21 protein-coding genes are annotated in these 19,987 nt (G+C 42.5%); 15 read left to right on the forward strand and 6 right to left on the reverse strand.

What is annotated here, in order from left to right; translation table 11 throughout:
• Positions 1 to 60 precede the first annotated feature (60 nt).
• On the forward strand, positions 61 to 1,023 hold the full coding sequence (locus C3F22_RS01565; protein ID WP_004780562.1) for an IS30 family transposase: 963 nt from the start codon (positions 61 to 63) through the stop codon (positions 1,021 to 1,023).
• A 99-nt stretch (positions 1,024 to 1,122) separates the two neighbouring features.
• On the opposite strand, the gene C3F22_RS01570 is transcribed toward C3F22_RS01565, so the two are convergent.
• Positions 1,123 to 1,587 carry an Hsp20 family protein gene (locus C3F22_RS01570; RefSeq protein WP_104425756.1) on the reverse strand — a complete coding sequence of 155 codons (465 nt, stop codon included), beginning with the start codon at positions 1,585 to 1,587 and terminating at the stop codon, positions 1,123 to 1,125.
• A gap of 310 nt (positions 1,588 to 1,897) precedes the next feature.
• Between C3F22_RS01570 and C3F22_RS01575 the strand changes: the two genes are divergently transcribed.
• The 3 genes from C3F22_RS01575 (at position 1,898) to C3F22_RS01585 (ending at position 3,311) form a co-directional block, all read left to right on the forward strand.
• On the forward strand, positions 1,898 to 2,518 hold the full coding sequence (locus C3F22_RS01575) for a glutathione S-transferase N-terminal domain-containing protein (RefSeq protein ID WP_104425757.1): 621 nt from the start codon (positions 1,898 to 1,900) through the stop codon (positions 2,516 to 2,518).
• Between the two features lie 72 nt (positions 2,519 to 2,590).
• Positions 2,591 to 2,881 (forward strand): hypothetical protein, encoded by a 291-nt coding sequence (locus C3F22_RS01580; protein ID WP_034580699.1) that lies wholly within the window; start codon positions 2,591 to 2,593, stop codon positions 2,879 to 2,881.
• A gap of 7 nt (positions 2,882 to 2,888) precedes the next feature.
• A complete protein-coding gene (locus C3F22_RS01585) occupies positions 2,889 to 3,311 on the forward strand; it encodes a YqaA family protein (protein ID WP_104425758.1) in 423 nt (140 codons plus the stop codon).
• A 91-nt stretch (positions 3,312 to 3,402) separates the two neighbouring features.
• Here the strand turns inward: C3F22_RS01585 and C3F22_RS01590 are convergent, their stop codons facing one another.
• Positions 3,403 to 4,656 (reverse strand): MFS transporter, encoded by a 1,254-nt coding sequence (locus tag C3F22_RS01590; protein WP_104425759.1) that lies wholly within the window; start codon positions 4,654 to 4,656, stop codon positions 3,403 to 3,405.
• Positions 4,657 to 4,886: 230 nt separating this feature from the next.
• On the opposite strand from C3F22_RS01590, the gene rpmI reads away from it, so the two are divergent.
• Positions 4,887 to 5,081 (forward strand): 50S ribosomal protein L35, encoded by a 195-nt coding sequence (rpmI, locus tag C3F22_RS01595; protein WP_004278281.1) that lies wholly within the window; start codon positions 4,887 to 4,889, stop codon positions 5,079 to 5,081.
• 11 nt (positions 5,082 to 5,092) lie between these two features.
• A complete protein-coding gene (rplT, locus tag C3F22_RS01600; protein ID WP_004647525.1) occupies positions 5,093 to 5,452 on the forward strand; it encodes a 50S ribosomal protein L20 in 360 nt (119 codons plus the stop codon).
• Positions 5,453 to 5,609: 157 nt separating this feature from the next.
• On the opposite strand, the gene C3F22_RS01605 is transcribed toward rplT, so the two are convergent.
• On the reverse strand, positions 5,610 to 6,638 hold the full coding sequence (locus C3F22_RS01605) for a hypothetical protein (RefSeq protein ID WP_104425760.1): 1,029 nt from the start codon (positions 6,636 to 6,638) through the stop codon (positions 5,610 to 5,612).
• Positions 6,639 to 6,797: 159 nt separating this feature from the next.
• Here C3F22_RS01605 and pheS point away from each other — a divergent pair, with 159 nt between their 5' ends.
• From pheS to C3F22_RS01620, 3 genes are all read left to right on the forward strand, one after another.
• Entirely contained in the window at positions 6,798 to 7,778 is a 981-nt protein-coding gene (gene pheS / locus C3F22_RS01610) for a phenylalanine--tRNA ligase subunit alpha (RefSeq protein WP_104425761.1), read from the forward strand.
• A gap of 131 nt (positions 7,779 to 7,909) precedes the next feature.
• Positions 7,910 to 10,291 carry a phenylalanine--tRNA ligase subunit beta gene (pheT, locus tag C3F22_RS01615; protein ID WP_104425762.1) on the forward strand — a complete coding sequence of 794 codons (2,382 nt, stop codon included), beginning with the start codon at positions 7,910 to 7,912 and terminating at the stop codon, positions 10,289 to 10,291.
• A complete protein-coding gene (locus C3F22_RS01620; RefSeq protein WP_004783565.1) occupies positions 10,288 to 10,584 on the forward strand; it encodes an integration host factor subunit alpha in 297 nt (98 codons plus the stop codon). The genes pheT and C3F22_RS01620 overlap by 4 nt, the downstream gene beginning before the upstream one ends.
• Positions 10,585 to 10,674: 90 nt before the next feature.
• Here the strand turns inward: C3F22_RS01620 and C3F22_RS01625 are convergent, their stop codons facing one another.
• The 3 genes from C3F22_RS01625 to trxA form a co-directional block, all read right to left on the reverse strand.
• Complete coding sequence (locus C3F22_RS01625; RefSeq protein ID WP_005233936.1) at positions 10,675 to 10,962, reverse strand: hypothetical protein; 288 nt, start codon at positions 10,960 to 10,962, stop codon at positions 10,675 to 10,677.
• 403 nt (positions 10,963 to 11,365) lie between these two features.
• Positions 11,366 to 12,634, reverse strand: a complete 1,269-nt coding sequence (gene rho / locus C3F22_RS01630) for a transcription termination factor Rho (protein WP_004783562.1) — start codon at positions 12,632 to 12,634, stop codon at positions 11,366 to 11,368.
• Positions 12,635 to 12,955: 321 nt separating this feature from the next.
• Positions 12,956 to 13,282 carry a thioredoxin gene (gene trxA, locus C3F22_RS01635; protein WP_005233946.1) on the reverse strand — a complete coding sequence of 109 codons (327 nt, stop codon included), beginning with the start codon at positions 13,280 to 13,282 and terminating at the stop codon, positions 12,956 to 12,958.
• 261 nt (positions 13,283 to 13,543) lie between these two features.
• Between trxA and ppx the strand changes: the two genes are divergently transcribed.
• From ppx to C3F22_RS01665, 6 genes are all read left to right on the forward strand, one after another.
• On the forward strand, positions 13,544 to 15,064 hold the full coding sequence (gene ppx, locus C3F22_RS01640; protein ID WP_104425763.1) for an exopolyphosphatase: 1,521 nt from the start codon (positions 13,544 to 13,546) through the stop codon (positions 15,062 to 15,064).
• A 30-nt stretch (positions 15,065 to 15,094) separates the two neighbouring features.
• Positions 15,095 to 15,919, forward strand: coding sequence for an acetyl-CoA carboxylase carboxyltransferase subunit alpha (locus C3F22_RS01645; protein ID WP_004783557.1), 825 nt, complete (start codon positions 15,095 to 15,097; stop codon positions 15,917 to 15,919).
• Positions 15,856 to 17,229, forward strand: a complete 1,374-nt coding sequence (gene tilS, locus C3F22_RS01650; protein WP_079281015.1) for a tRNA lysidine(34) synthetase TilS — start codon at positions 15,856 to 15,858, stop codon at positions 17,227 to 17,229. The genes C3F22_RS01645 and tilS overlap by 64 nt, the downstream gene beginning before the upstream one ends.
• A 2-nt stretch (positions 17,230 to 17,231) precedes the next feature.
• Positions 17,232 to 18,062: a pyrroline-5-carboxylate reductase gene (gene proC, locus C3F22_RS01655; protein WP_104425764.1), complete on the forward strand. Its 831-nt coding sequence runs from the start codon at positions 17,232 to 17,234 to the stop codon at positions 18,060 to 18,062.
• Between the two features lie 31 nt (positions 18,063 to 18,093).
• A complete protein-coding gene (locus tag C3F22_RS01660; RefSeq protein ID WP_004783550.1) occupies positions 18,094 to 18,663 on the forward strand; it encodes a YggT family protein in 570 nt (189 codons plus the stop codon).
• Positions 18,664 to 18,791: 128 nt separating this feature from the next.
• Positions 18,792 to 19,943, forward strand: coding sequence for an IS4-like element ISAbe18 family transposase (locus C3F22_RS01665; RefSeq protein ID WP_104425765.1), 1,152 nt, complete (start codon positions 18,792 to 18,794; stop codon positions 19,941 to 19,943).
• Positions 19,944 to 19,987 lie beyond the last annotated feature (44 nt).

Raw genomic sequence — 19,987 nt, forward strand, 5'->3', positions numbered from 1 at the left:
AAAAAGTTAGGTGTATTAAAATCATTAGACTTTTTTCAACTCGCAATTGGAAAGCACCCAATGAAGCAATACACCCAACTTTCTCAAGATGAAAGATACGAAATTTATGCTGCTTTAAAAAGCAAATCTTCAATCTCTACCCTTGCCAGGGAGCTTGGACGTTCTCGATCAACCCTTTATCGTGAGATCAAAAGAAATACTGGAAAACGTGGATATCGAGCTCAACAGGCAGAGAAATTTTCAAGTCAAAGACGATATCGATCCTCTTCACAAATGACGGATTTTGCTCTCGTTTATATTCGTTATCTGATTGGCTTAGATTGGTCTCCTGAGCAAATTTCAGGTGCTTTAACACAACGAGGTTGGCTTGATGTGCCTTCACATGAATGGATTTATCAGTACGTCTATCTAGATAAATCTAAAGGCGGTAAGCTCCACATTCATTTAAGACATCAAAAGAAATATCGTAAACGAGGCTATAAAAATACAGACCGTAGAGGCCAACTCGTTGATAGAACAAGTATTCACTGTCGCGATGAGGTCATCGAGAAACGTCAACGCCTAGGTGATTTTGAAGGTGATACCGTGATAGGCAAGAATCACAAGGGGGCATTATTAACTCTGGTTGAGCGCAAAAGCTTGTATGTACATATCGTTCATTTGGGACAAACTAGAACCACAACTAAAACGATCTCGTGTGCTTTAGCATGTTTGCGCAGCAGTCATGCCTACAGTGTAACCTTTGATAATGGTAAGGAGTTCTCCGAGCACCGGCGGATAACGGAAGCAGGGATAGAGACGTACTTTGCAGATCCATACAAGTCGATTCAACGAGCCAGAAATGAAAATACCAATGGTCTGATCAGGCAATATCTGCCAAAATCATCTTCGTTTGATGAAGTGTCAAATGAACAAATAGAGCAGATAGAATTTGCTCTCAATCATCGCCCTAGAAAAACACTAGGCTGGTATACGCCTAGTGAAGTTATGGCTGGTTTTTATACTGTTGCACTTGCTGCTTGAATCCGCCTTTTTATGATGGATGAAAATTGAATACTTTCAAGCTTAAGGATTCTGTCCTAAAAAAGAAAGACCCGTTTGGGCCTTTCTTTTGATTGATGATCAGCTTTGCTGCTCGTTAGATTCATTTTTTTCAGCTAACAGCTTTTTGCCAATCGGAATCTGACGAGGCAATTTTTCTTCCGGTACATTACGCTGCAATTCGATTTTCAATAAACCATTTTCGAATTCAGCTTGTTGTACCTCTACATGTTCATCCAGACGTAAAGACAGCTTGAATGAACGGTGGGCGATGCCTTTATGTAGGAATTCCACAGTCGTATCTGAATTTTCTTCCATCGCTTTACCGCTAATGGTCAGAACCTGATTTTCCAGATTGATCTCTAGCTGGTCTTCATTGAATCCGGCAGCAGAAACTACAATGCGGTAATTGTTGTCGCCGGTTTTTTCAATGTTGTAATGCGGATAGTTTGGTGCCTCACTTTGCATTGCATAATCAAAAAGGTCATTAAAGCGGTCAAAACCGATACTACGACGGAATAGTGGGCTAAGACTAAAATTGCTCATTGATCTTACCTCCTGATCTCAGAAAAGTTTTATAAACAACATGCAATTCTTCAATATGAACTCAGTGATTAGAAACAATCTCCTGAATAGATCATTCCTTTATTTCTAATATAGGATTGAGGCGAAGCTTTTCAAGACTCAAAATTTAAAAATATTTGAACCCATCTTGAGCTAAAAATAATGCTTTGAATTTAGCGATTTTACTGCTGAATCTATAACAAAATATGCGGAAGTAGGGCTTTAAATCATGCTATAACTAGATCAAATTTCAACAATGTCATGTAAAAACGAAAAGGTAACAGGTAATAACATGATTGATCTCTATTATTGGGGAACGCCCAATGGCCATAAAATTACTATCGCATTAGAAGAAATGGGCTTGGAATATAAAATTTTCCCAATCAATATTCTGGAAAATGACCAGTTTCAACCTGATTTTTTACGTATCTCTCCGAACAATAAAATTCCTGCGATCGTGGATCAGGATGGCTCGCGTGGCGAACCGATTTCAGTTTTTGAATCTGGCGCGATTCTGCAATATTTGGGTCGTAAAACCGGCCTGTTTTATCCGGATGATGAGCAGCAACGCGTTGAAGTTGAGCAATGGCTAATGTGGCAAATGGGTGGCTTGGGTCCGATGCTGGGGCAAAATCATCACTTCAGCCGTTTTGCTCCTGAGCGTATCCCGTATGCCACTGATCGTTATGTCAATGAAACCAAGCGTCTATACGGGGTTCTGAACAAACAGCTGATTGGTCAAAAATATGTAGCCGGTGACTATTCAATTGCGGATATGGCTATTTTGCCATGGGTGTTACGTCATGAATGGCAGCAGATTGATCTGGCAGATTATCCGGAAGTACAGGAATATGTGACACGCCTGACTGCGCGTCCAGCGGTTCAAAGAGCGTTAGCAATACAGGTCAGATAAGTCTGGCCTTTGTGCTAAACTAGATAAAAGTAGATTAAACCACCTTTGGGTGGTTTTTTATTGGGTGAGTGTATGAAAGATTTTTTCCTGAACTTTACTAAAATCGTGGAAACGAATCCTCGAATTTACTGGAGTATTATTTTCGGTATCGCAGCTTGTCTGCTGCTGTTTATTGCTGAAATTGTGCATGTGGATCAGGTGATCAGCGCCTTGAATACCAAAGATCGCCAGATTTTAAATGCAGCGCTTGAGCCGATCACCCAGAAATATCAATGGTCACGTATTTTGGTCATGGTTATGGCTATATTCTGGGCGAATTGGGAATATCTTAAAGCCAAGAAAAAACTGGGTTTAAGCCGTTAGTCTCGGGATGTCCCTGTTTCTGCTCTTTCTTGCCGCTTTTGGTGCAGCCACTTTATTACCACTGCAGTCGGAAGCGGTTTTGCTGGGTTTATTATGGCAAGGGAGCTATTCGGCGGCTTTACTTATCATGATCGCAAGTGCTGGAAATATCTTGGGTTCCTGTGTGAACTGGTATCTGGGGTTCAAGATTGAGCAATATAAACATAAAAAATGGTTTCCAGTCTCTGAGCAGCAGATGCTTAAAGCCCAAAGTACCTATCAGAAATACGGCTATTGGTCATTATTGCTGAGCTGGGTGCCGATTATTGGCGATCCAATTACGTTAATTGCTGGCTTGCTCAAGGAAAATTTTGCCCGTTTTATTTTGATAGTCAGTATTGCCAAAATTGGACGTTATCTGTTTGTCTATTGGGCGTATGCGATGTTTTAAAAAAGAGGCGTAAAGCCTCTTTTTATTTGTATTCATCATTAGTGCACAATATTTTCCTGATTGAAAATCCTACGCACATCAGAACTAAAAATTATTTTTCAGTCCCTTTGGTAATATCAATTCCAAACAGATCTTTGGTTCTTGCCCAGCTGATGGCCACCACCAGTAGGGTCATGCTGCCACCAAACACTGTAGCCATAATTGTGCCCATATATTTCGCAGCCAGACCGGACTCAAAAGCACCCAGTTCATTACTGGATGAGACAAACATGCCGTTTACTGCAGCAACCCGGCCACGCATATTATCGGGTGGGTAAATCTGTAAAATCGTCTGGCGAATCACTACAGAAATACTGTCACAGGCGCCGGTCATGGCAAGAGCAAACAGAGATAGCCACATCGAGTTAGAAAAGGCGAATAGCAGGGTAAAGACTCCGAATCCTGCGACTGCAAGCAGCATATTACGCCAGGCATGTTGCGTAGGCGGAAAACGGGTCAGGGCAATCATGGTTATCAGTGCGCCAATTGAAGGGGCAGCCCGTAAATACCCCAAACCTTCAGGACCAACCTTTAAAATATCCTCTGCAAAAATCGGTAAGAGGGCAATCACCCCACCAAACAGTACCGAAACCAGATCTAGGGAAATCGACCACAGTACAATTTTGCTGTTCCAGATAAAACGGAAACCATCACCCAGACTATGCAGGACATTTTCAGTTTCAATTTTAGGAAAATCGCGCTTTTGCAATAAGTTAATCAGAACAAAACAGATGCTGACCAGTACTGCGACAGTTAGAAGACTGGTTTCCCGACCTAAAAACGCCAGCATAAAACCACCGAGCATCGGCCCGATAATTACCCCACTTTGCCAGCCAATTGTGGTCCAGGTTGCACCATTGGCATAGAGTGCACGTGGAATCAGAAAAGGTTTCAGTGAAGTTGCTGAAGGATTATAAAAGCCACGAATGGTACCCAGACAGAAAATGACGGCATAAATTCCCCAAGATAATTGACTGGTGCTGAGCTTTCCCAAGCCGTGATAATGAAACAGTGACCAGAGAATAAGCGGCATCGGAATGGCGAAAAATAAACAGATTTTCATAATGGTCTGCTTATTAAAGCGATCCGCGACATATCCGCCCCATAAAGAAAGGGAAATAAAAGGAATCGCTTCTGCTAGACCAATTAGTCCTAAGGTCAGCGGGTCTTTGGTAATCTGATATAGAGAATAGGCAACAATAATTTCCTGAATCAGAATGGCTAAAGTCAAACAAAACTGATTTAAGGTGACAATGGAAAAGTCTCGATAACGGAGTGCGGCAAACGCATCGGGCTGAATGTGCATAAAGAGCTGCAACTGAAAAAATTGACAAATTATAAAGTGATATCGCAAGCAGTATATAAATTCATCATTCAATTCTTATCGTAAAAAATGCTAAGTTTGCAAATTCATCAAGAAAAAAAGACTAGTGCTTTTGTTTTAAGCAAAGATGCATTAGAATATCGGCTCCCTTACCTGCAGGGCGTTCTTGCAATGGTGCAGACGTGCCGAACAGGTGTTCAAAAGAGGTTGTTATGCCTAAGATGAAAACTCGCCGTGGTGCAGCTAAACGCTTCAAAGCGACTGCTAACGGTTTTAAGCGTAAACAAGCGTTCAAACGCCACATTTTGACCAAAAAATCTGCTAAGCGTATTCGTCAATTGCGCGGCTGTGTAATGGTTCACGTAAGTGACGTTGCTTCAGTTCGTCGTATGTGCCCGTACATCTAAGGAGATTATAAATGGCTCGTGTAAAACGTGGTGTACAGGCTCATCGCCGTCACAAAAAAATTCTTGCTCGCGCTAAAGGTTACTATGGTGCTCGTTCACGCGTTTACCGCGTAGCGTTCCAAGCGGTAATCAAAGCTGGTCAATACGCTTACCGTGACCGTCGTCAGAAGAAACGTCAATTCCGCGCTTTGTGGATTGCACGTATCAACGCTGGTGCACGTCAAAACGGTTTATCGTACAGCCGTATGATCGCTGGCTTGAAAAAAGCTCAAGTGATCATCGACCGTCGCGTACTTGCTGACATCGCTATGCATGACGCAGTTGCGTTTGCAGCTCTAGCTTCTAAAGCTAAAGATGCGTTGGCTGCATAAGTCTTTATGACTTAGAAAAAAGACCGCTTTTAGCGGTCTTTTTTATGCTTAAATAAAATCAGTGGGATCTTTGATTTTTTAAATCATTTATTTATTGATTTGGTGGAGATTAAGTCTCCACCAAGCCAAAGTGATTATTTATAGACAATATATTTTATTAAAGCCCGAAATAGTAGCCAATCAAACAGATCACAATCGTGATCAGAATCAGTTTGATCACACTTGAAGCACCGGTTTTATGGTGACTTTGTGGTCGTTCAGCTTTAGAGACTTTGACTGCGCGATCTTCAGTATTCATGCCCGCAAAAGGATCAGGCACCACTTTAGGGGTAAGTTGTGCAGTTTTATAATGATTGGCCACTTTCACAATAAACTTGGCACTGATTTCATCAATTTTTTGCGCAAAGTGGCGCAGGTTTAATTGCTGCTCCGGATTCAGTACCTGGCCATCATCATTATAAGGGTGTTGAATCTTCGTCTGTATAAAATCACTTAATGCATCCAGACGATATAAGGTCTGATGAGCGTAATCAGATGAATAATCCGTTGGGATTAAAGCAAGATGACTCGGATTTTCTGCATGAGACTGAATCGTTGGGGTAGTACCGTAATAAGGCAAACCAGTATAAGCAGGCTCAGTGAATCCTTGAGCTAAATGATGTTCAAATAATTCCTGTTCGGTATAGGTATGAATATCATCCCAGTTTGGTTGTACCAGATCAGCATCAATTCTTTTAGCCAGTTTACTGTTCAGTTCATAACGCCAGAATACTTCATGACGTAAAGGCGACTGCTGGGCTTCTGGTGCTTCATAATCATTATCAGCGGTATACCATTCAGCCAGCTCCTTACCGATCATCCAGGCGGTTTTACCTTGAGCATGATGACTGATAATCACATGAGCCAAAGGAACCAGCTCGACATTGGCATTAGGGTTATTTTCATCTTCCAGCAAGTGTGAAGAATGCAGACTAATACGACGAACACCTTGTTTTTTCAGGCCTTCTAGCCAGATTTGAAAGTGCTGTGCCAGTAAATGCTGGGAAATCAGATCACGAAAAGTTAAATGGTGCTGATTAAAAATGGAGTGATTCAGCCAGCGGCTGAAACTGAGATCCTGAGTTAAAAACTCATTGCCATAAGTGACGAGGGTCAGTTGCTGTTTCCAAATTTGATCGAGTGCCATAGTGATTTGATCTGATTGATATTATGTTTATCTTATACTTTTTATAATTCATGATGCTATTCTAATTTTCATTAAAAGCGCACTTCATCAACTCGCCTAAAAACTGTTAGAATATGGGGTTTTTAAAAATATTTCTAACCTGTTGCTTTGAGAGTTACTATGTCACTGGAAGCCCTGACCACTGAAGCGCTCGCTGCGATTGCAGCAGCTCAAGACCTTGCTGCACTTGATCAAGTACGAGTGCAATTTACGGGGAAAAAAAGCCAGCTCGCGGAACAATCTAAGTCGCTGGGGAAAATGGATCCTGAACAACGTAAAGCGTTCGGGGCACAAATTCATGCAGTTCGTGAAGCCATCACTAGTGCTTTGACACAACGTCAGGCTGAACTGCAAAAAGCTGCACTAGAGCAAAAGCTTGTTAGTGAAACAATTGATATTACCTTGCCCGGTCGTGGCCAACAGGTGGGCAGCATCCACCCAGTGACCCAAGTACAAGAACGTATCTGTCAATTCTTTACCAAAGCAGGTTTCACAGTAGCGACTGGTCCAGAAGTTGAAGATGACTATCACAACTTCGAAGCATTGAATATTCCAGGCCATCACCCTGCACGTGCCATGCACGACACTTTCTACTTTGATGTGAACCATCTGCTACGTACCCATACTTCGGGCGTACAGATTCGTACCATGGAAAGCCAGCAGCCACCAATTCGTATCGTGTGCCCAGGCCGTGTATACCGTTGTGACTCTGACCAGACGCATTCACCAATGTTCCATCAGATCGAAGGCCTATACGTTGCTGAAAATACCAGCTTCGCTGAATTGAAAGGTTTATTGGTAAACTTGCTGAATGAATTCTTCGAAAAAGATTTGAAAGTGCGTTTCCGTCCGTCTTATTTCCCGTTCACTGAGCCAAGTGCTGAAGTGGATATTATGGATGAACGTGGCAAGTGGTTAGAAGTTTTAGGTTGCGGTATGGTGCATCCAAATGTACTTCGCGCTGCGGGCATTGATCCCGACAAATACAAAGGCTTTGCATTTGGTTTAGGTGTAGAACGTTTTGCAATGTTGCGTTATGGCATTAATGACCTGCGTATGTTCTATCAAAACGATGTGCGTTTCTTACGCCAGTTTGCTTAAAGGATTTAAACCTCTCCCTGACCTCTCCTAAAAGGAGAGGGAGCTGTCCTTATGTGACTCAGGGTTCTCCCCCTTTGTAAAAGGGGGAGTTAGAGGGGGATTTAAAAGATTAATTTATAGGTTTTAAAGAAATGAAAATTAGCGAAAATTGGCTGCGCACATGGGTTAACCCAGCCATCGATAGCGAAAAACTGTCTGACCAGTTGACTATGCTTGGTCTTGAAGTGGATGAAATTGCACCTGCGGCAAAGCTGTTTACAGGTGTGGTTGTTGGTGAAGTCCTGACTGTCGAACAGCATCCAGATGCCGACCGTTTACGTGTTACCACTGTAAACATTGGTTCAGGTGAACCTCTACAAATCGTGTGTGGTGCACCTAACGTACGTGCGGGTATGAAAGCACCAGTAGCTACCATCGGTGCAGTATTACCAGGCGATTTTAAAATCAAGAAAGGCAAACTGCGTGGTGTTGAATCTCAAGGCATGCTATGCGGTGCTTCAGAAATCGATCTTGAAGATAAAATCGATGGTTTGTTAGAACTGCCTGCAGATGCACCGGTGGGTGTGAATATTCGTGAATGTTTAGACCTTGATGACAACGTGATTGATATCAGCATCACCCCGAACCGTGGTGACTGTTTCAGCATTCGCGGGATCGCACGTGAAATTGGTGTGATTAACCAGTTGCCGGTAACTCCACCTGAAATTAAAGAAGTAGCTGCAACCATCACCGACCAAAAGCAAGTCGTTGTTGAAACTCAAGGTTGCCCACGTTATTTGGGCCGTATCATCAAAAATGTAAATACCAAAGCACCAACTCCTGAGTGGATGGAACGTGCATTAGTCCGCGCTGGTATCCGTCAGCACAGCATTTTGGTCGATATCACCAACTATGTATTAATGGAATTGGGTCAACCTCTACATGCGTTTGATAGCGGTAAGGTTCAGGGTTCAGTACATGTACGTCAAGCGACTGCAGGTGAAAAGCTTGTTCTATTAAATGAGCAGGAAGTTGAACTGCAAGATGATGTGATGGTAATCGCAGATGATGAAAAAGCTCTGGCGATTGCAGGGATTATGGGGGGCTTGTCTTCATCGGTAACTGATGAAACTACTGAAATTTTCCTGGAATCAGCATTCTTCGCGCCATTGCATATTGCTGGTCGTGCTCGTCGATTTGGTCTACATACTGATGCATCACAACGTTATGAACGTGGTGTTGACTTTGAATTGCCTATGATTGCAATGCATCGTGCTTCTCAGTTGATTGCTGAGCTTGCAGGCGGTGAGTTTGGTCCAATTATTGTAGCTGAAAAAACAGAGCTGTTACCAAAGCGTGAAGCGATTGAGTTAGAACAAGCGCAAGTCGATCAACTATTAGGTTATATAGTTGAATCAGATTTCATTACAGATGCTTTAACGCGTTTAGGTTGTGAAGTGACTGTAAAAGCTGAAGGTCAATGGTCAGTGGTTCCTCCATCACACCGTTATGACATGGCAATTTACCAAGATCTGATTGAGGAAGTTGCCCGTATTCACGGTTATGACAATATTCAAATTAGTCTTCCTGTGATTGATGTGAAGTTGGCGAAATATGAAGACCAATTCGAACTGACTCAGCTTCGTCAAACAGCCGTGACCTTGGGCTATCAGGAAGCGATCAGCTTCAGTTTTGCTGACCTGAAACTGGAAAAACAGTTAAATCCAGAAGTCAATCCATTGGCATTGGCGAACCCAATTTCAAGCGATTTGGCAGTGATGCGTTCAACTTTACTGTCTAGCCTGATTCCATGTGTACAGTACAACGTCAATCGCCAGCAGAACCGTGTACGTTTTTTCGAACTCGGTCTGCGTTTTGATTACCAGAATGCGGCTTCAATTCATGATCTGAAACAGATTCCAACTTTTGCCTTGATTGCTACTGGTTCACGTACGCCTGAAACTTGGCATGGTAAAGCGCAGCCAATGGATTTCTTTGACTTCAAAGGTGACATTGAGGAAATTCTGGCAGCTGCGCGTCTGAATGTGGAATATTTACGTTCTGAACGTAGCTGGTTACATCCTGGTCAATCTGCAGAAATTTTGGTGAATGGTCAGTCAATTGGTTATTTAGGTCGTTTACATCCCTCACTTGAAGATGAGCTTGATTTGGCGACGACTTGGGTCGCTGAATTAGATCAATCGGCTGTTTTGCAAACTTATGTATCTAATTTTACAGAATTATCACGTTTTCCATCAGTTCGACGTGATATTGCGCTTTTAATTAGTGATAAGATTAATGTTAGCGAAATTCAGGGACTTATCGAAAAAACAGGTGGAGAGCTGTTAGGCTCGACATGGTTGTTCGATGTGTACACTGGACAAGGAGTAGAAGAAGGGAAACGCTCACTGGCTTTTGCACTTCTCTGGCAGCATCCAAGCCGTACACTGGAAGATGCTGAAATTAAATCAGGTATGGATAATATCCTTCAGGTGTTGGAAAACACTTACCAAGCGACATTGAGGGCTTCATGACAGCATTAACAAAAGCAGAAATGGCTGATCATTTAAGTGAGCTCACGAGTTTAAACCGTCGTGAAGCTAAACAAATGGTCGAGTTGTTTTTCGATGAGATTAGCCAAGCGCTAATCTCGGGCGAACAAGTAAAATTATCGGGTTTCGGTAACTTTGAGTTACGTGATAAGCGCCAACGTCCAGGCCGTAATCCGAAGACGGGTGAAGAGATTCCGATTTCTGCACGCCGTGTTGTTACGTTCCGCGCGGGGCAGAAGTTCCGTCAACGTGTGGGGAATGAGCAGATCAATTGATCTGCTTTTTTTTATATCTAACATTTTTATTTTTTACATAAAAAAAGAGAGCCAAAGGCTCTCTTTTTTTGTACTGAATAATCGTAAAGATTATTGAGCAGCAGCTTCAGAAGCAGCAGTAGCGTCAGCAGCAGCGTCAGTAGCAACAGCAGCAGCAGCGTCAGCTTCAGCAACAGCAGCAGCGTCAGAAGCAGCAACTTCAGAAGTAGCTTCTACAGCAGCAGCGTCAGCAGCAGCTTCAGCTTCAGAAGCAGCTTCTACAGCTTCAGAAGCAGCTTGGTTAGCGTCAGCAGCAGCGTCGTCAGCTTTTTTAGCACAACCAACGAAAGCTAAAGTAGTAGCAACTGCAGCAGCAATAGCGATTTTTTTGAATAACATGGCATCACTCTCTAAAAAATTGAGATTAAAAAAACCAAAGTCAGGCTGTAATATGCTTTTATTATTCCTAATAGTGTTAGGGACTAACAACGCAGGAGCAGTCTAACTGGTCTGCAAATATGCTATCACTGCGCATTTTTAATTGCTACTAGGTGAGCATCAAAAACAGCGAAAAAACGATAAAAATTAAGGGTTTTTTAACAGAAAATAACAATTAATTGAAAGATATAGATTGGAGAAAGGCTTATTAAGCTTATAAAAATTATACAGTTATTTATTTGTTTACTTTAATAATCAAAAACTTAAAAATAAGTTTACAGATAACTCAGTACATTGTTTCATTGTGTAACATACGTCAACCATAAAAAAAAGGCCACCTTGAATGGTGACCTTTCTGATAATTTTAGTTCGATGCTTTGCGTTTCATTTGATCAAAGAAATCATCATTGGTTTTGGTTTCTTTCATGCGGTCAAGCAAGAATTCCATCGCGACCAGTTCATCTTGGGTATGCAGAAGTTTACGAAGAATCCAGACTTTACGCAGTTTGTCTTCGGACATTAAACGTTCTTCACGACGCGTACCGGATTTCTTGATATTCATCGCAGGGAATACGCGTTTTTCCGCAATACGGCGATCCAGCGTGATTTCCTGGTTACCTGTACCTTTGAATTCTTCGTAGATCACTTCATCCATTTTACTGCCGGTTTCAATCAGTGCAGTAGAAATGATTGTAAGAGAACCGCCTTCTTCGATATTACGTGCAGCACCAAAGAAACGTTTAGGACGCTCAAGTGCATGTGCATCTACACCACCGGTCAGTACCTTACCTGATGAAGGAATCACAGTGTTATATGCACGTGCCAGACGGGTAATCGAATCCAGCAGAATCACCACATCTTTCTTATGTTCAACCAGACGTTTAGCTTTTTCAATCACCATTTCAGCCACTTGAACGTGACGGGCAGGGGATTCATCAAAAGTAGAGGCGACCACTTCACCACGAACAGTACGTTCCATTTCGGTGACTTCTTCAGGACGTTCATCAATCAAAAGGACAATCAGGAAGCATTCAGGGTTATTACGAACAATCGATTGAGCGATGTTCTGTAATAGCATGGTTTTACCAGCTTTTGGTGGTGCTACGATAATCGAACGTTGACCTTTACCAATGGGTGCCACCAGATCGACGACACGTGCAGTTAAATCTTCAGTCGTACCATTACCAAGTTCCATCACTAATTGTTCAGTAGGGAACAATGGAGTTAAGTTTTCGAACAGGATTTTATTACGTGAATTCTCTGGGGTATCGTAGTTAATCTGATTGACTTTCAGCAAAGCAAAATAACGCTCACCTTCTTTAGGCGGACGAATGGTTCCCGTAATGGTGTCACCAGTACGCAGGTTAAAGCGGCGAATTTGTGATGGGCTGACATAGATATCGTCAGGACCTGCCAAATAAGAGCCTGCTGCAGAGCGTAAGAAGCCAAAACCATCTGACAAAATTTCTAGAACGCCATCACCAAAAATCTCTTCGCCATTCATCGCATGGCGTTTTAAGATGGCAAAAATAATGTCTTGCTTACGGTTACGAGCCATACCTTCAAGGCCCATAAACTCGGCAATCTTGATGAGTTCGCCAATCGGTTTTTTCTTGAGTTCGGTTAAATTCATAGGTGGTCAGATAGAATCAAAGTTCTAAGGTATAGGTTAGAAAGGGAGTAACATTCGGCCGCATATAAGCATTCAAACGAAAGCAATTGAATTTGCACAAGAACAATTCAGAGGTCTGTTTGATTGTTTCAAAGAGAAATGTGAAAACAATTTCTATTGCCGAGCGGCATGTTATGTAATGTATCTTGTAAGAAACTGACAGGATTTAGCATCCTTTATCTCTTGAAGTTGAAATATAAGAGAGAAACAGGTTTTTGTCAATTTGTAGACGAAAAAAATACGCAACCTTTGGTCGCGTATTTTTAGTTGAGCATTTAGTGCTTAGATATTTTGATCAATAAATGCAGTCAATTTAGATTTTGGTGCTGCACCGACTTGAGTCGCTACCACTTCACCATTTTTGAACATCAATAAAGCTGGAATGTTACGGATATTGAAGTTCACAGCAGTTTGTTCGCAAGATGTTACATCAACTTTGACAATTTTCACTTTGCCTTGATATTCATCAGCCAATACTTCAAGTACAGGGGCAATAGCTTTACATGGCGCACACCAGCCAGCCCAGAAATCAACCAGCACAGGAACGTCTGATTGAAGAACGTCTGCTTCGAAGTTTGCGTCAGTAGTGTTTACGATGTTGCCAGACATGGAGTGCTCCAGAATTAATTTTATAAAGATAACTATAATTATTAGTATTACATAGCCATCTTTAACAATGTAGGGGAATCTGTAAATTTTCAAGCTTTAATGTCGTTTTGTCTAATGGATGATCACGATAATCACCATCGCCTCATACAATTGTCCTATAAATGAAAAAAATAATTACGCGAAATTGTCCTGACAAATGGCTTTTAAATTGCATGGTTGTGAATTACTCTAAGCACAATTCTTAAAAGGTTTATTTCTAGAATGTCTGATTTTTTGATTGATGAAGAATTACTCGCAGCCATCGATATGGGATCAAACAGTTTTCATTTGGCGATTGCCCGGGTGGATCATGGCGAAGTGAAAAAAGTCGCATCAATGTCAGAAAAGGTTCAGCTTGCTGCGGGACTGGATGAAAATAAAAATTTAACTGAAGCCGCACAGCAGCGTGGTTTAGCTTGTCTGGCCCGTTTTGTCGGACGTTTGGGTTCTGTACAACCAAACCGTTTACGGATTGTGGCAACCAATGCATTACGCCAAGCCAAAAATGGTCATGAGTTCATTCAGAAAGCGGCTGAAATTTTACCAAAACCGATTGAAATTATTGCTGGTCGTGAAGAAGCGCGTCTAATTTATCTCGGTGTGTCACATACCATGGCTAATACTGGTCGTCGCCTGGTGGTAGATATCGGTGGGGGGTCGACTGAACTGATTATCGGGGAAGAATTCGAACCCATTCATACCGAATCTGTGCAGATGGGTTGTGTGACTTTTACCAAGAAATTCTTTGCTGATGGTGAAATTACCCATAAAGCCTTTGATAAGGCAGTGACTGCGGCGCGAAAAGAAATTTCAGGCATTGCCAATACGTATAAATCTGCCGGTTGGGATGCGGTGATTGGTTCGAGTGGTACGATTAAGGCTTGCCGTCAGATCTGTGTCAACATGGGCTGGAGCAATGATAAAGAACAGCTCACTCGTGAAGGTCTGGAAAAACTTAAAGACAAATTATTCAAATATAAGCATGTTTCGGACATGGAATTTGAAGGTCTGAAAGATGACCGCCGTGCAGTCTTGCCTGCAGGAATTGCCATTTTATATGCGGTATTTGATGTACTGAATATTCCACATCTGGTCTATTCAGATGGAGCATTACGTGAAGGTGTGATGTATGACCTCTTGGGTCGTTTCAAGCATGAAGATATACGTGATCGTTCAGTCCATGCCTTGATTGGTCGTTATAATGCCGATGCCAAGCAGGCCGAACGTGTAGTGCAGACTGCACAAAAACTGTTTGATGATGTAGCTGGTGATCTTAGCCTATATAGCGAGGACAGTGATTTACTTCGTCGTGCAGCTTATTTGCATGAAATTGGTTTAGCGATCAGTCATAGTGGTTATCACCGCCACGGTGCCTATTTATTACAACATTCTGACATTGCCGGTTTTTCGCAGGTAGATCAGAATTATTTGTCACATTTGGTCGCACATCATCGCCGTAAATTGCGCGCTGATGCCAAGCATGATGTGATGAAAGTCGGTGGAACTAAACTTTTACAGCTGTGTTTGCTGTTGCGTCTGGCGGTTTTGGTCAATCACAGTCGTAGTGATGAGATGCTTCCTGCCATTGAACTTAAGGTCAAGAATGCGCAACAATGGCAACTCAGCATTTCTGGTGATGCCAAACAATGGCCATTATTGATTGCTGAACTGCATGATGAACAGGTGCAGTTTAAAAATTGGGAGATCGAGCTCTCGGTTCAATCTGAACAATTTGTTAATTAATACCTTTATAGGGATGAAAACGGTTGACCTATGAAAAATAAAGCTACCCCATCAAAAGCATGGACGACAGTACAGATTGCTCGTCATCCGGAACGTCCACAATTTCTGGACTACGTAGGTGAAATATTCACTGAATTTGATGCTTTGCATGGCGACCGTCTCTATGGTGATGATGGCGCAATGATCGGTGGTCTGGCACGTTTCGATGGACAACCAGTGATGATCGTGGGTCAACACCGTGGTCGTAGTACCCGTGAAAAATTACAGCATAATTTTGGGATGAGTAACCCGGAAGGTTACCGTAAAGCTCAGCGTCTGCTCGATATGGCGGAACGTTTTAATCTGCCAGTCTTCACCTTTATTGATACCATGGGTGCATACCCGGGTGTGGGTGCGGAAGAGCGTGGTCAGGCTGAAGCGATTGCATCGAGTTTGGCACAACTTTCTAATCTGAAAGTACCTGTAATTGCCACTGTTCTGGGTGAAGGTGGTTCAGGCGGTGCACTCGGGATTGGCGTGGCAGATCGTGTAGTGATGCTCTCTCACAGTATTTATTCAGTGATTTCACCGGAAGGTTGTGCGTCTATTCTGTGGAAAACTGCAGAAAAAGCGGAACAAGCCAGTGAAGCTTTGGCATTAACTGCTGAAAAATTGCAGAAGATGGGCATTGTTGAATACGTCGTTGATGAAGGTGAAGGTGCACATCTGGATCCGGATGAAGTCATGTACCAACTGAAAGCAGTCCTGAAAGAAGCTTTAAATGAACTGCAAGCAATGGAACCACAAGCACGATGCGAAGCACGTTACCAACGTTTAATGAAGTTTGGCAGCGACAATTTAGGTCTGGCATCTTAAAGCAACTGCAGGGCTTTCCTGCAGAGACAAAATTTCTAATCGGATGTAGTGGCGGCGTGGATTCCATGCTGTTACTGCATCTGATGTTTTTTTTGTGTCCGGAAAAAATCCGCGCGATCTATGTTGATCATCAATTACAAAGTATCAGTAATGAATGGGGCACTTTTGTCCAGCAACAATGTCAGCAACTAAATATTCCCTGCATCATTCAGCCGGTCCATGTTTCCAGTGGCAATCTGGAATCTCAGGCTCGCCAATCGCGTTATCAAGCTTATCTACAGCATCTTCAGCCCGATGAAATTCTGGTCTTGGCTCACCATCAGCAAGATCAGGCAGAAACTTTAATGTTACGCTTACTTTCTGGGGCAGGGATTGATGGTCTGGCTGCGATGAAAGCGATCGATATTCGGAAAGATTTAACTATCTGGCGGCCACTACTGGATATTTCCCGTGAGCAGATTTGCCAATGGGCAGCAGATTTAAACATCCAGAATATTGAAGATCCGACCAATCAGGATACTCATTATGATCGCGCTTGGGCACGTCAGGTGCTGTGGCCAGTCTTAAGTCATCGCTATCCGAAAATGCAGTCCGCCTTGGCACGTACCAGTGAACTGATGCAAGATGCGCAAAACATTCTGCAAGAAGTATTGGAGCAAGATCTAAAATTCTGTGGCAACGACGAAATTCTCAACTTATCTCCTCTCTTAAGTTTATCCAAAGCACGGCAGCGCCAGTTAATCTCGGTCTGGATGAAAGGCGAAGGACAATATCGTCCTTCTCTGGACATGGTTGAGCGTGTACAGACCGAAGTAATCGAAGCGAAACAGGATGCTCAGGCGGCGCTACATTGGTCAGGCTATTATTATGTGCGTTATCAGCAGCAGTTGCACCGCCTAAAAGCTGAAGTTTATCTGGCTGACCAACAGCTAAACGTAGCCGAACAGCAGATCATTTTACAGAATAAAAATCAGGTTCATCTTCCTTCTGGTCAATTCAAGATTCAAAGGGCTGAGATAGGATTATCTCTCACTTTATTAGGACAACCCTTGTATTTGCGTCAACGGAAGGGTGGTGAAAAAATTCATCTCTATGGCCGGATGGGGCACTGGCCGCTCAAAAAAGCCATTCAGGAAGCGCAAATATTTCCCTGGACTCGGCATACTATTCAAATATTAAGCACAGATAATGTTATGCTAGGCGTGTTTACACCTAAAGGATTCTGGTTAGCTCAATCTGCATATTGTGAGGCAGGGGGATGGCTACCCATTTCAGTTTCTTCAACTTTAGAATTCAACGACGAGCATTAAACATGAGTGCAGCTTTAAATTGTAATATTAGTTTTATTGGTGGCGGTAATATGGCTCAAGCCCTGATTGGCGGGCTGATTTCACAGGGGTTGCCAGCAACGCGTATTACAGTTTCTGATCCGGTTGAGAAAGTACGCTTACTTCTTGCAGAAAAAGAAGTCAATGTCACCGATGATAATATTGCTGCTATTAAAGATGCGGATATCGTCCTGTTTGCAGTCAAACCACAGGTTTTAGCTGGTGTGTTAAAGCCTCTTCAAGGTTTACTTGATGGCAAGCTGGTGATTTCAATTGTTGCGGGTGCCGAGATTGCAACACTATCTGCGCTATTAGGCACTGATCGTATTGTCCGTGTGATGCCGAATACACCCGCACTGGTACAGACTGGTGCACATGGTTTATTTGCCAATGTAGAAGTTGGTAATGATGACCGTGAGCTGGCGAGTCAGGTTTTGGCTTCTACCGGCCTGACAATTTGGGTAAACTCAGAAGCTCAGATTGATGCCGTAACTGCAGTCTCTGGTTCAGGACCTGCTTATTTCTTCTATATGATGGAAAGCATGATTCGTGCAGGCAAGAATTTAGGTCTGGATGAAAAAGTAGCTACTGCATTGACATTGCAAACTGCTTTGGGGGCAGCGCAAATGGCGATCACCAGTTCTAATACACCGGCAGAGCTGCGTAAGAATGTAACATCTCCGAATGGTACAACTCAGGCGGCATTGGAAGTGTTTGATCGTGCGCAAATTTCTCAGAATATTCAGGCAGCGCTTGCTGCTGCGCAAAAACGTAGTCAGGAACTGGCCCAAGAGCTCAGTGACAATAGCAAATAATCTTCAGTTTAATTTTTAGGAACGTTCAAGTATGGGTGCAAATTCTGCGCTAATTTTTGGCATTATCATTAACGTCGCGATTTTGCTCGTATTCTTCCGCTTTTTAATGCAATTGGCCGCGGTGAGTCCTTATAATCCTGTCGTTCTATCTACTGTCAAAGCGACTAAAATTGTAGATGTGTTCGGGCGTATTTTCCCAACTGCAGGTAAAGGCCGGGTGAATACTGCTGCACTGGCACTTTTAGTCGTGCTGTATTTGCTGAAAATTTTTGGCATCATGTATTTGTCTGGGGGAATGCCAAATGGTCCAATCCATTTGCTTATTCTAACCTTCGTCACCATGATGCAGGATTTGATCCGCTTCTGTCGTTACCTGATTTTTGCAACGATTATTTTGAGCTGGGTGGTGATGTTTACCCAATCCCGTTCACCTTATATTGAGGTAGTTCAGGAACTTGCAGAGCCATTATTGGCCCCATTCCGCCGTATCATGCCGAATATGGGGATGATCGATCTGTCCCCAATCCTGGCGATTTTGGCATTGATCGTAATTGAAATGATTATGAACCAGGTGGCAATTGTGTTGCTAACTGGTCTTTAATTAGACCTTAAAGAAAAAGGACGCTTAGGCGCACTGCTGTCCCATAGTTTGCTTTAAATAAAAAAACCTGAGTCCTAACAGTTAAAATATCAGTGCAAACAAACACTTTAACGACCAGGATTCAGGTTTTGTCACATCAGAATACCGTATTTCATGAGCTAATTAAACCTGTTGTGCGACAGGATTTTGAACAACTTGCTAAAGTACACCATGTTGGACAGAAATTTAGAGCGGCTTCCCGGTGGGATCAGTTTATTGCCATATTGATGTCTCAATTCTCTTGTAGGCAAAGTTTGAGAGATATTCAATCCAATTTGGAGTGCCAACAGGAAAAGCTAAGTCATCTCGGAGCAAAGTCTATTCCCCGAAGCACGCTGGCACGAATCAATGAGCAGCAGCCTGCTGCCTTGTATCAACAGCTATTTTACAAGTTGCTTAAATACTATGACCACTCAAAAGTAGCTCATAAATTTCGCTTTAAGAATCCCTTATATTCCTTGGATGCCAGTCATATTGACCTGTCGCTTTCCTTATGTGAATGGGCCAAAGTTCACGACTCAAAAGCCAGCATGAAACTCAGTATAGGATTGAATCACAGCAATGATATTCCTGAGTTTGTTGCAGTTGAAAATGGCAAAGAAAATGACATGGTACAAGGCCGCAAATTCCAGTTTCCTGCTGGCAGCATTGTAGTTTTTGATAAAGGCTATGTCGATTACCAATGGTATGCAAATCTGACTGCTCAAAACATTGGATTTGTCACACGTTTTAGGCCTAAATCTGTGTATCAGGTGATCCAGCAACATCCAGTGCTTGAATCCAAAGGTATTCTAAAAGATGAAACCATTCAGCTGAATAGCGCACATGCCCTAAAAAGAAAAGCCCCAGTGTTAAGAAGAATTGAATATAGAGATCAGCAAAGTGGCAAGCACTTTAGCTTTCTCAGCAATAACTTTCATTTAGCCGCCTCCACCATTGCGGCGATTTATAAAGATCGTTGGAAAGTTGAGCTGTTCTTTAAGGCGATTAAGCAGAATCTCAAATTAAAAGCGTTTCTAGGCCGCAGCAGGAACGCAATTCAGACACAAATCTGGATTGCGATGATCGCCTATTTATTGGTGAGTTTCGCTCAACATTTAGGAAAAACAGGTTGGACAGTTCAACGTTTACTCAGAATAATTCAAGTGAACTTGTTTGAAAGAAGAACTTTAAAAGCTTTATTTTCACCCGATAAAATACCCATAAAACAAGAGGAAGCTCAAATGAGCTTCCTCTTGTGAAAAATTATGGGACAGCAATGCGCTTAGGCGTCCTTTTTTATTTC

The sequence above is a fragment of the Acinetobacter sp. ACNIH1 genome, assembly GCF_002934695.1.
Classification (GTDB): Bacteria; Pseudomonadota; Gammaproteobacteria; order Pseudomonadales; family Moraxellaceae; genus Acinetobacter; species Acinetobacter variabilis.

Coding starts and splice junctions, on each gene's coding strand:
- C3F22_RS01565 (WP_004780562.1), top strand. CDS start 61: ATGAAGCAATACACCCAACTTTCTCAAGATGAAAGATACGAAATTTAT.
- C3F22_RS01570 (WP_104425756.1), bottom strand. CDS start 1,587: ATGAGCAATTTTAGTCTTAGCCCACTATTCCGTCGTAGTATCGGTTTT.
- C3F22_RS01575 (WP_104425757.1), top strand. CDS start 1,898: ATGATTGATCTCTATTATTGGGGAACGCCCAATGGCCATAAAATTACT.
- C3F22_RS01580 (WP_034580699.1), top strand. CDS start 2,591: ATGAAAGATTTTTTCCTGAACTTTACTAAAATCGTGGAAACGAATCCT.
- C3F22_RS01585 (WP_104425758.1), top strand. CDS start 2,889: ATGTCCCTGTTTCTGCTCTTTCTTGCCGCTTTTGGTGCAGCCACTTTA.
- C3F22_RS01590 (WP_104425759.1), bottom strand. CDS start 4,656: ATGCACATTCAGCCCGATGCGTTTGCCGCACTCCGTTATCGAGACTTT.
- rpmI (WP_004278281.1), top strand. CDS start 4,887: ATGCCTAAGATGAAAACTCGCCGTGGTGCAGCTAAACGCTTCAAAGCG.
- rplT (WP_004647525.1), top strand. CDS start 5,093: ATGGCTCGTGTAAAACGTGGTGTACAGGCTCATCGCCGTCACAAAAAA.
- C3F22_RS01605 (WP_104425760.1), bottom strand. CDS start 6,638: ATGGCACTCGATCAAATTTGGAAACAGCAACTGACCCTCGTCACTTAT.
- pheS (WP_104425761.1), top strand. CDS start 6,798: ATGTCACTGGAAGCCCTGACCACTGAAGCGCTCGCTGCGATTGCAGCA.
- pheT (WP_104425762.1), top strand. CDS start 7,910: ATGAAAATTAGCGAAAATTGGCTGCGCACATGGGTTAACCCAGCCATC.
- C3F22_RS01620 (WP_004783565.1), top strand. CDS start 10,288: ATGACAGCATTAACAAAAGCAGAAATGGCTGATCATTTAAGTGAGCTC.
- C3F22_RS01625 (WP_005233936.1), bottom strand. CDS start 10,962: ATGTTATTCAAAAAAATCGCTATTGCTGCTGCAGTTGCTACTACTTTA.
- rho (WP_004783562.1), bottom strand. CDS start 12,634: ATGAATTTAACCGAACTCAAGAAAAAACCGATTGGCGAACTCATCAAG.
- trxA (WP_005233946.1), bottom strand. CDS start 13,282: ATGTCTGGCAACATCGTAAACACTACTGACGCAAACTTCGAAGCAGAC.
- ppx (WP_104425763.1), top strand. CDS start 13,544: ATGTCTGATTTTTTGATTGATGAAGAATTACTCGCAGCCATCGATATG.
- C3F22_RS01645 (WP_004783557.1), top strand. CDS start 15,095: ATGAAAAATAAAGCTACCCCATCAAAAGCATGGACGACAGTACAGATT.
- tilS (WP_079281015.1), top strand. CDS start 15,856: ATGCGAAGCACGTTACCAACGTTTAATGAAGTTTGGCAGCGACAATTT.
- proC (WP_104425764.1), top strand. CDS start 17,232: ATGAGTGCAGCTTTAAATTGTAATATTAGTTTTATTGGTGGCGGTAAT.
- C3F22_RS01660 (WP_004783550.1), top strand. CDS start 18,094: ATGGGTGCAAATTCTGCGCTAATTTTTGGCATTATCATTAACGTCGCG.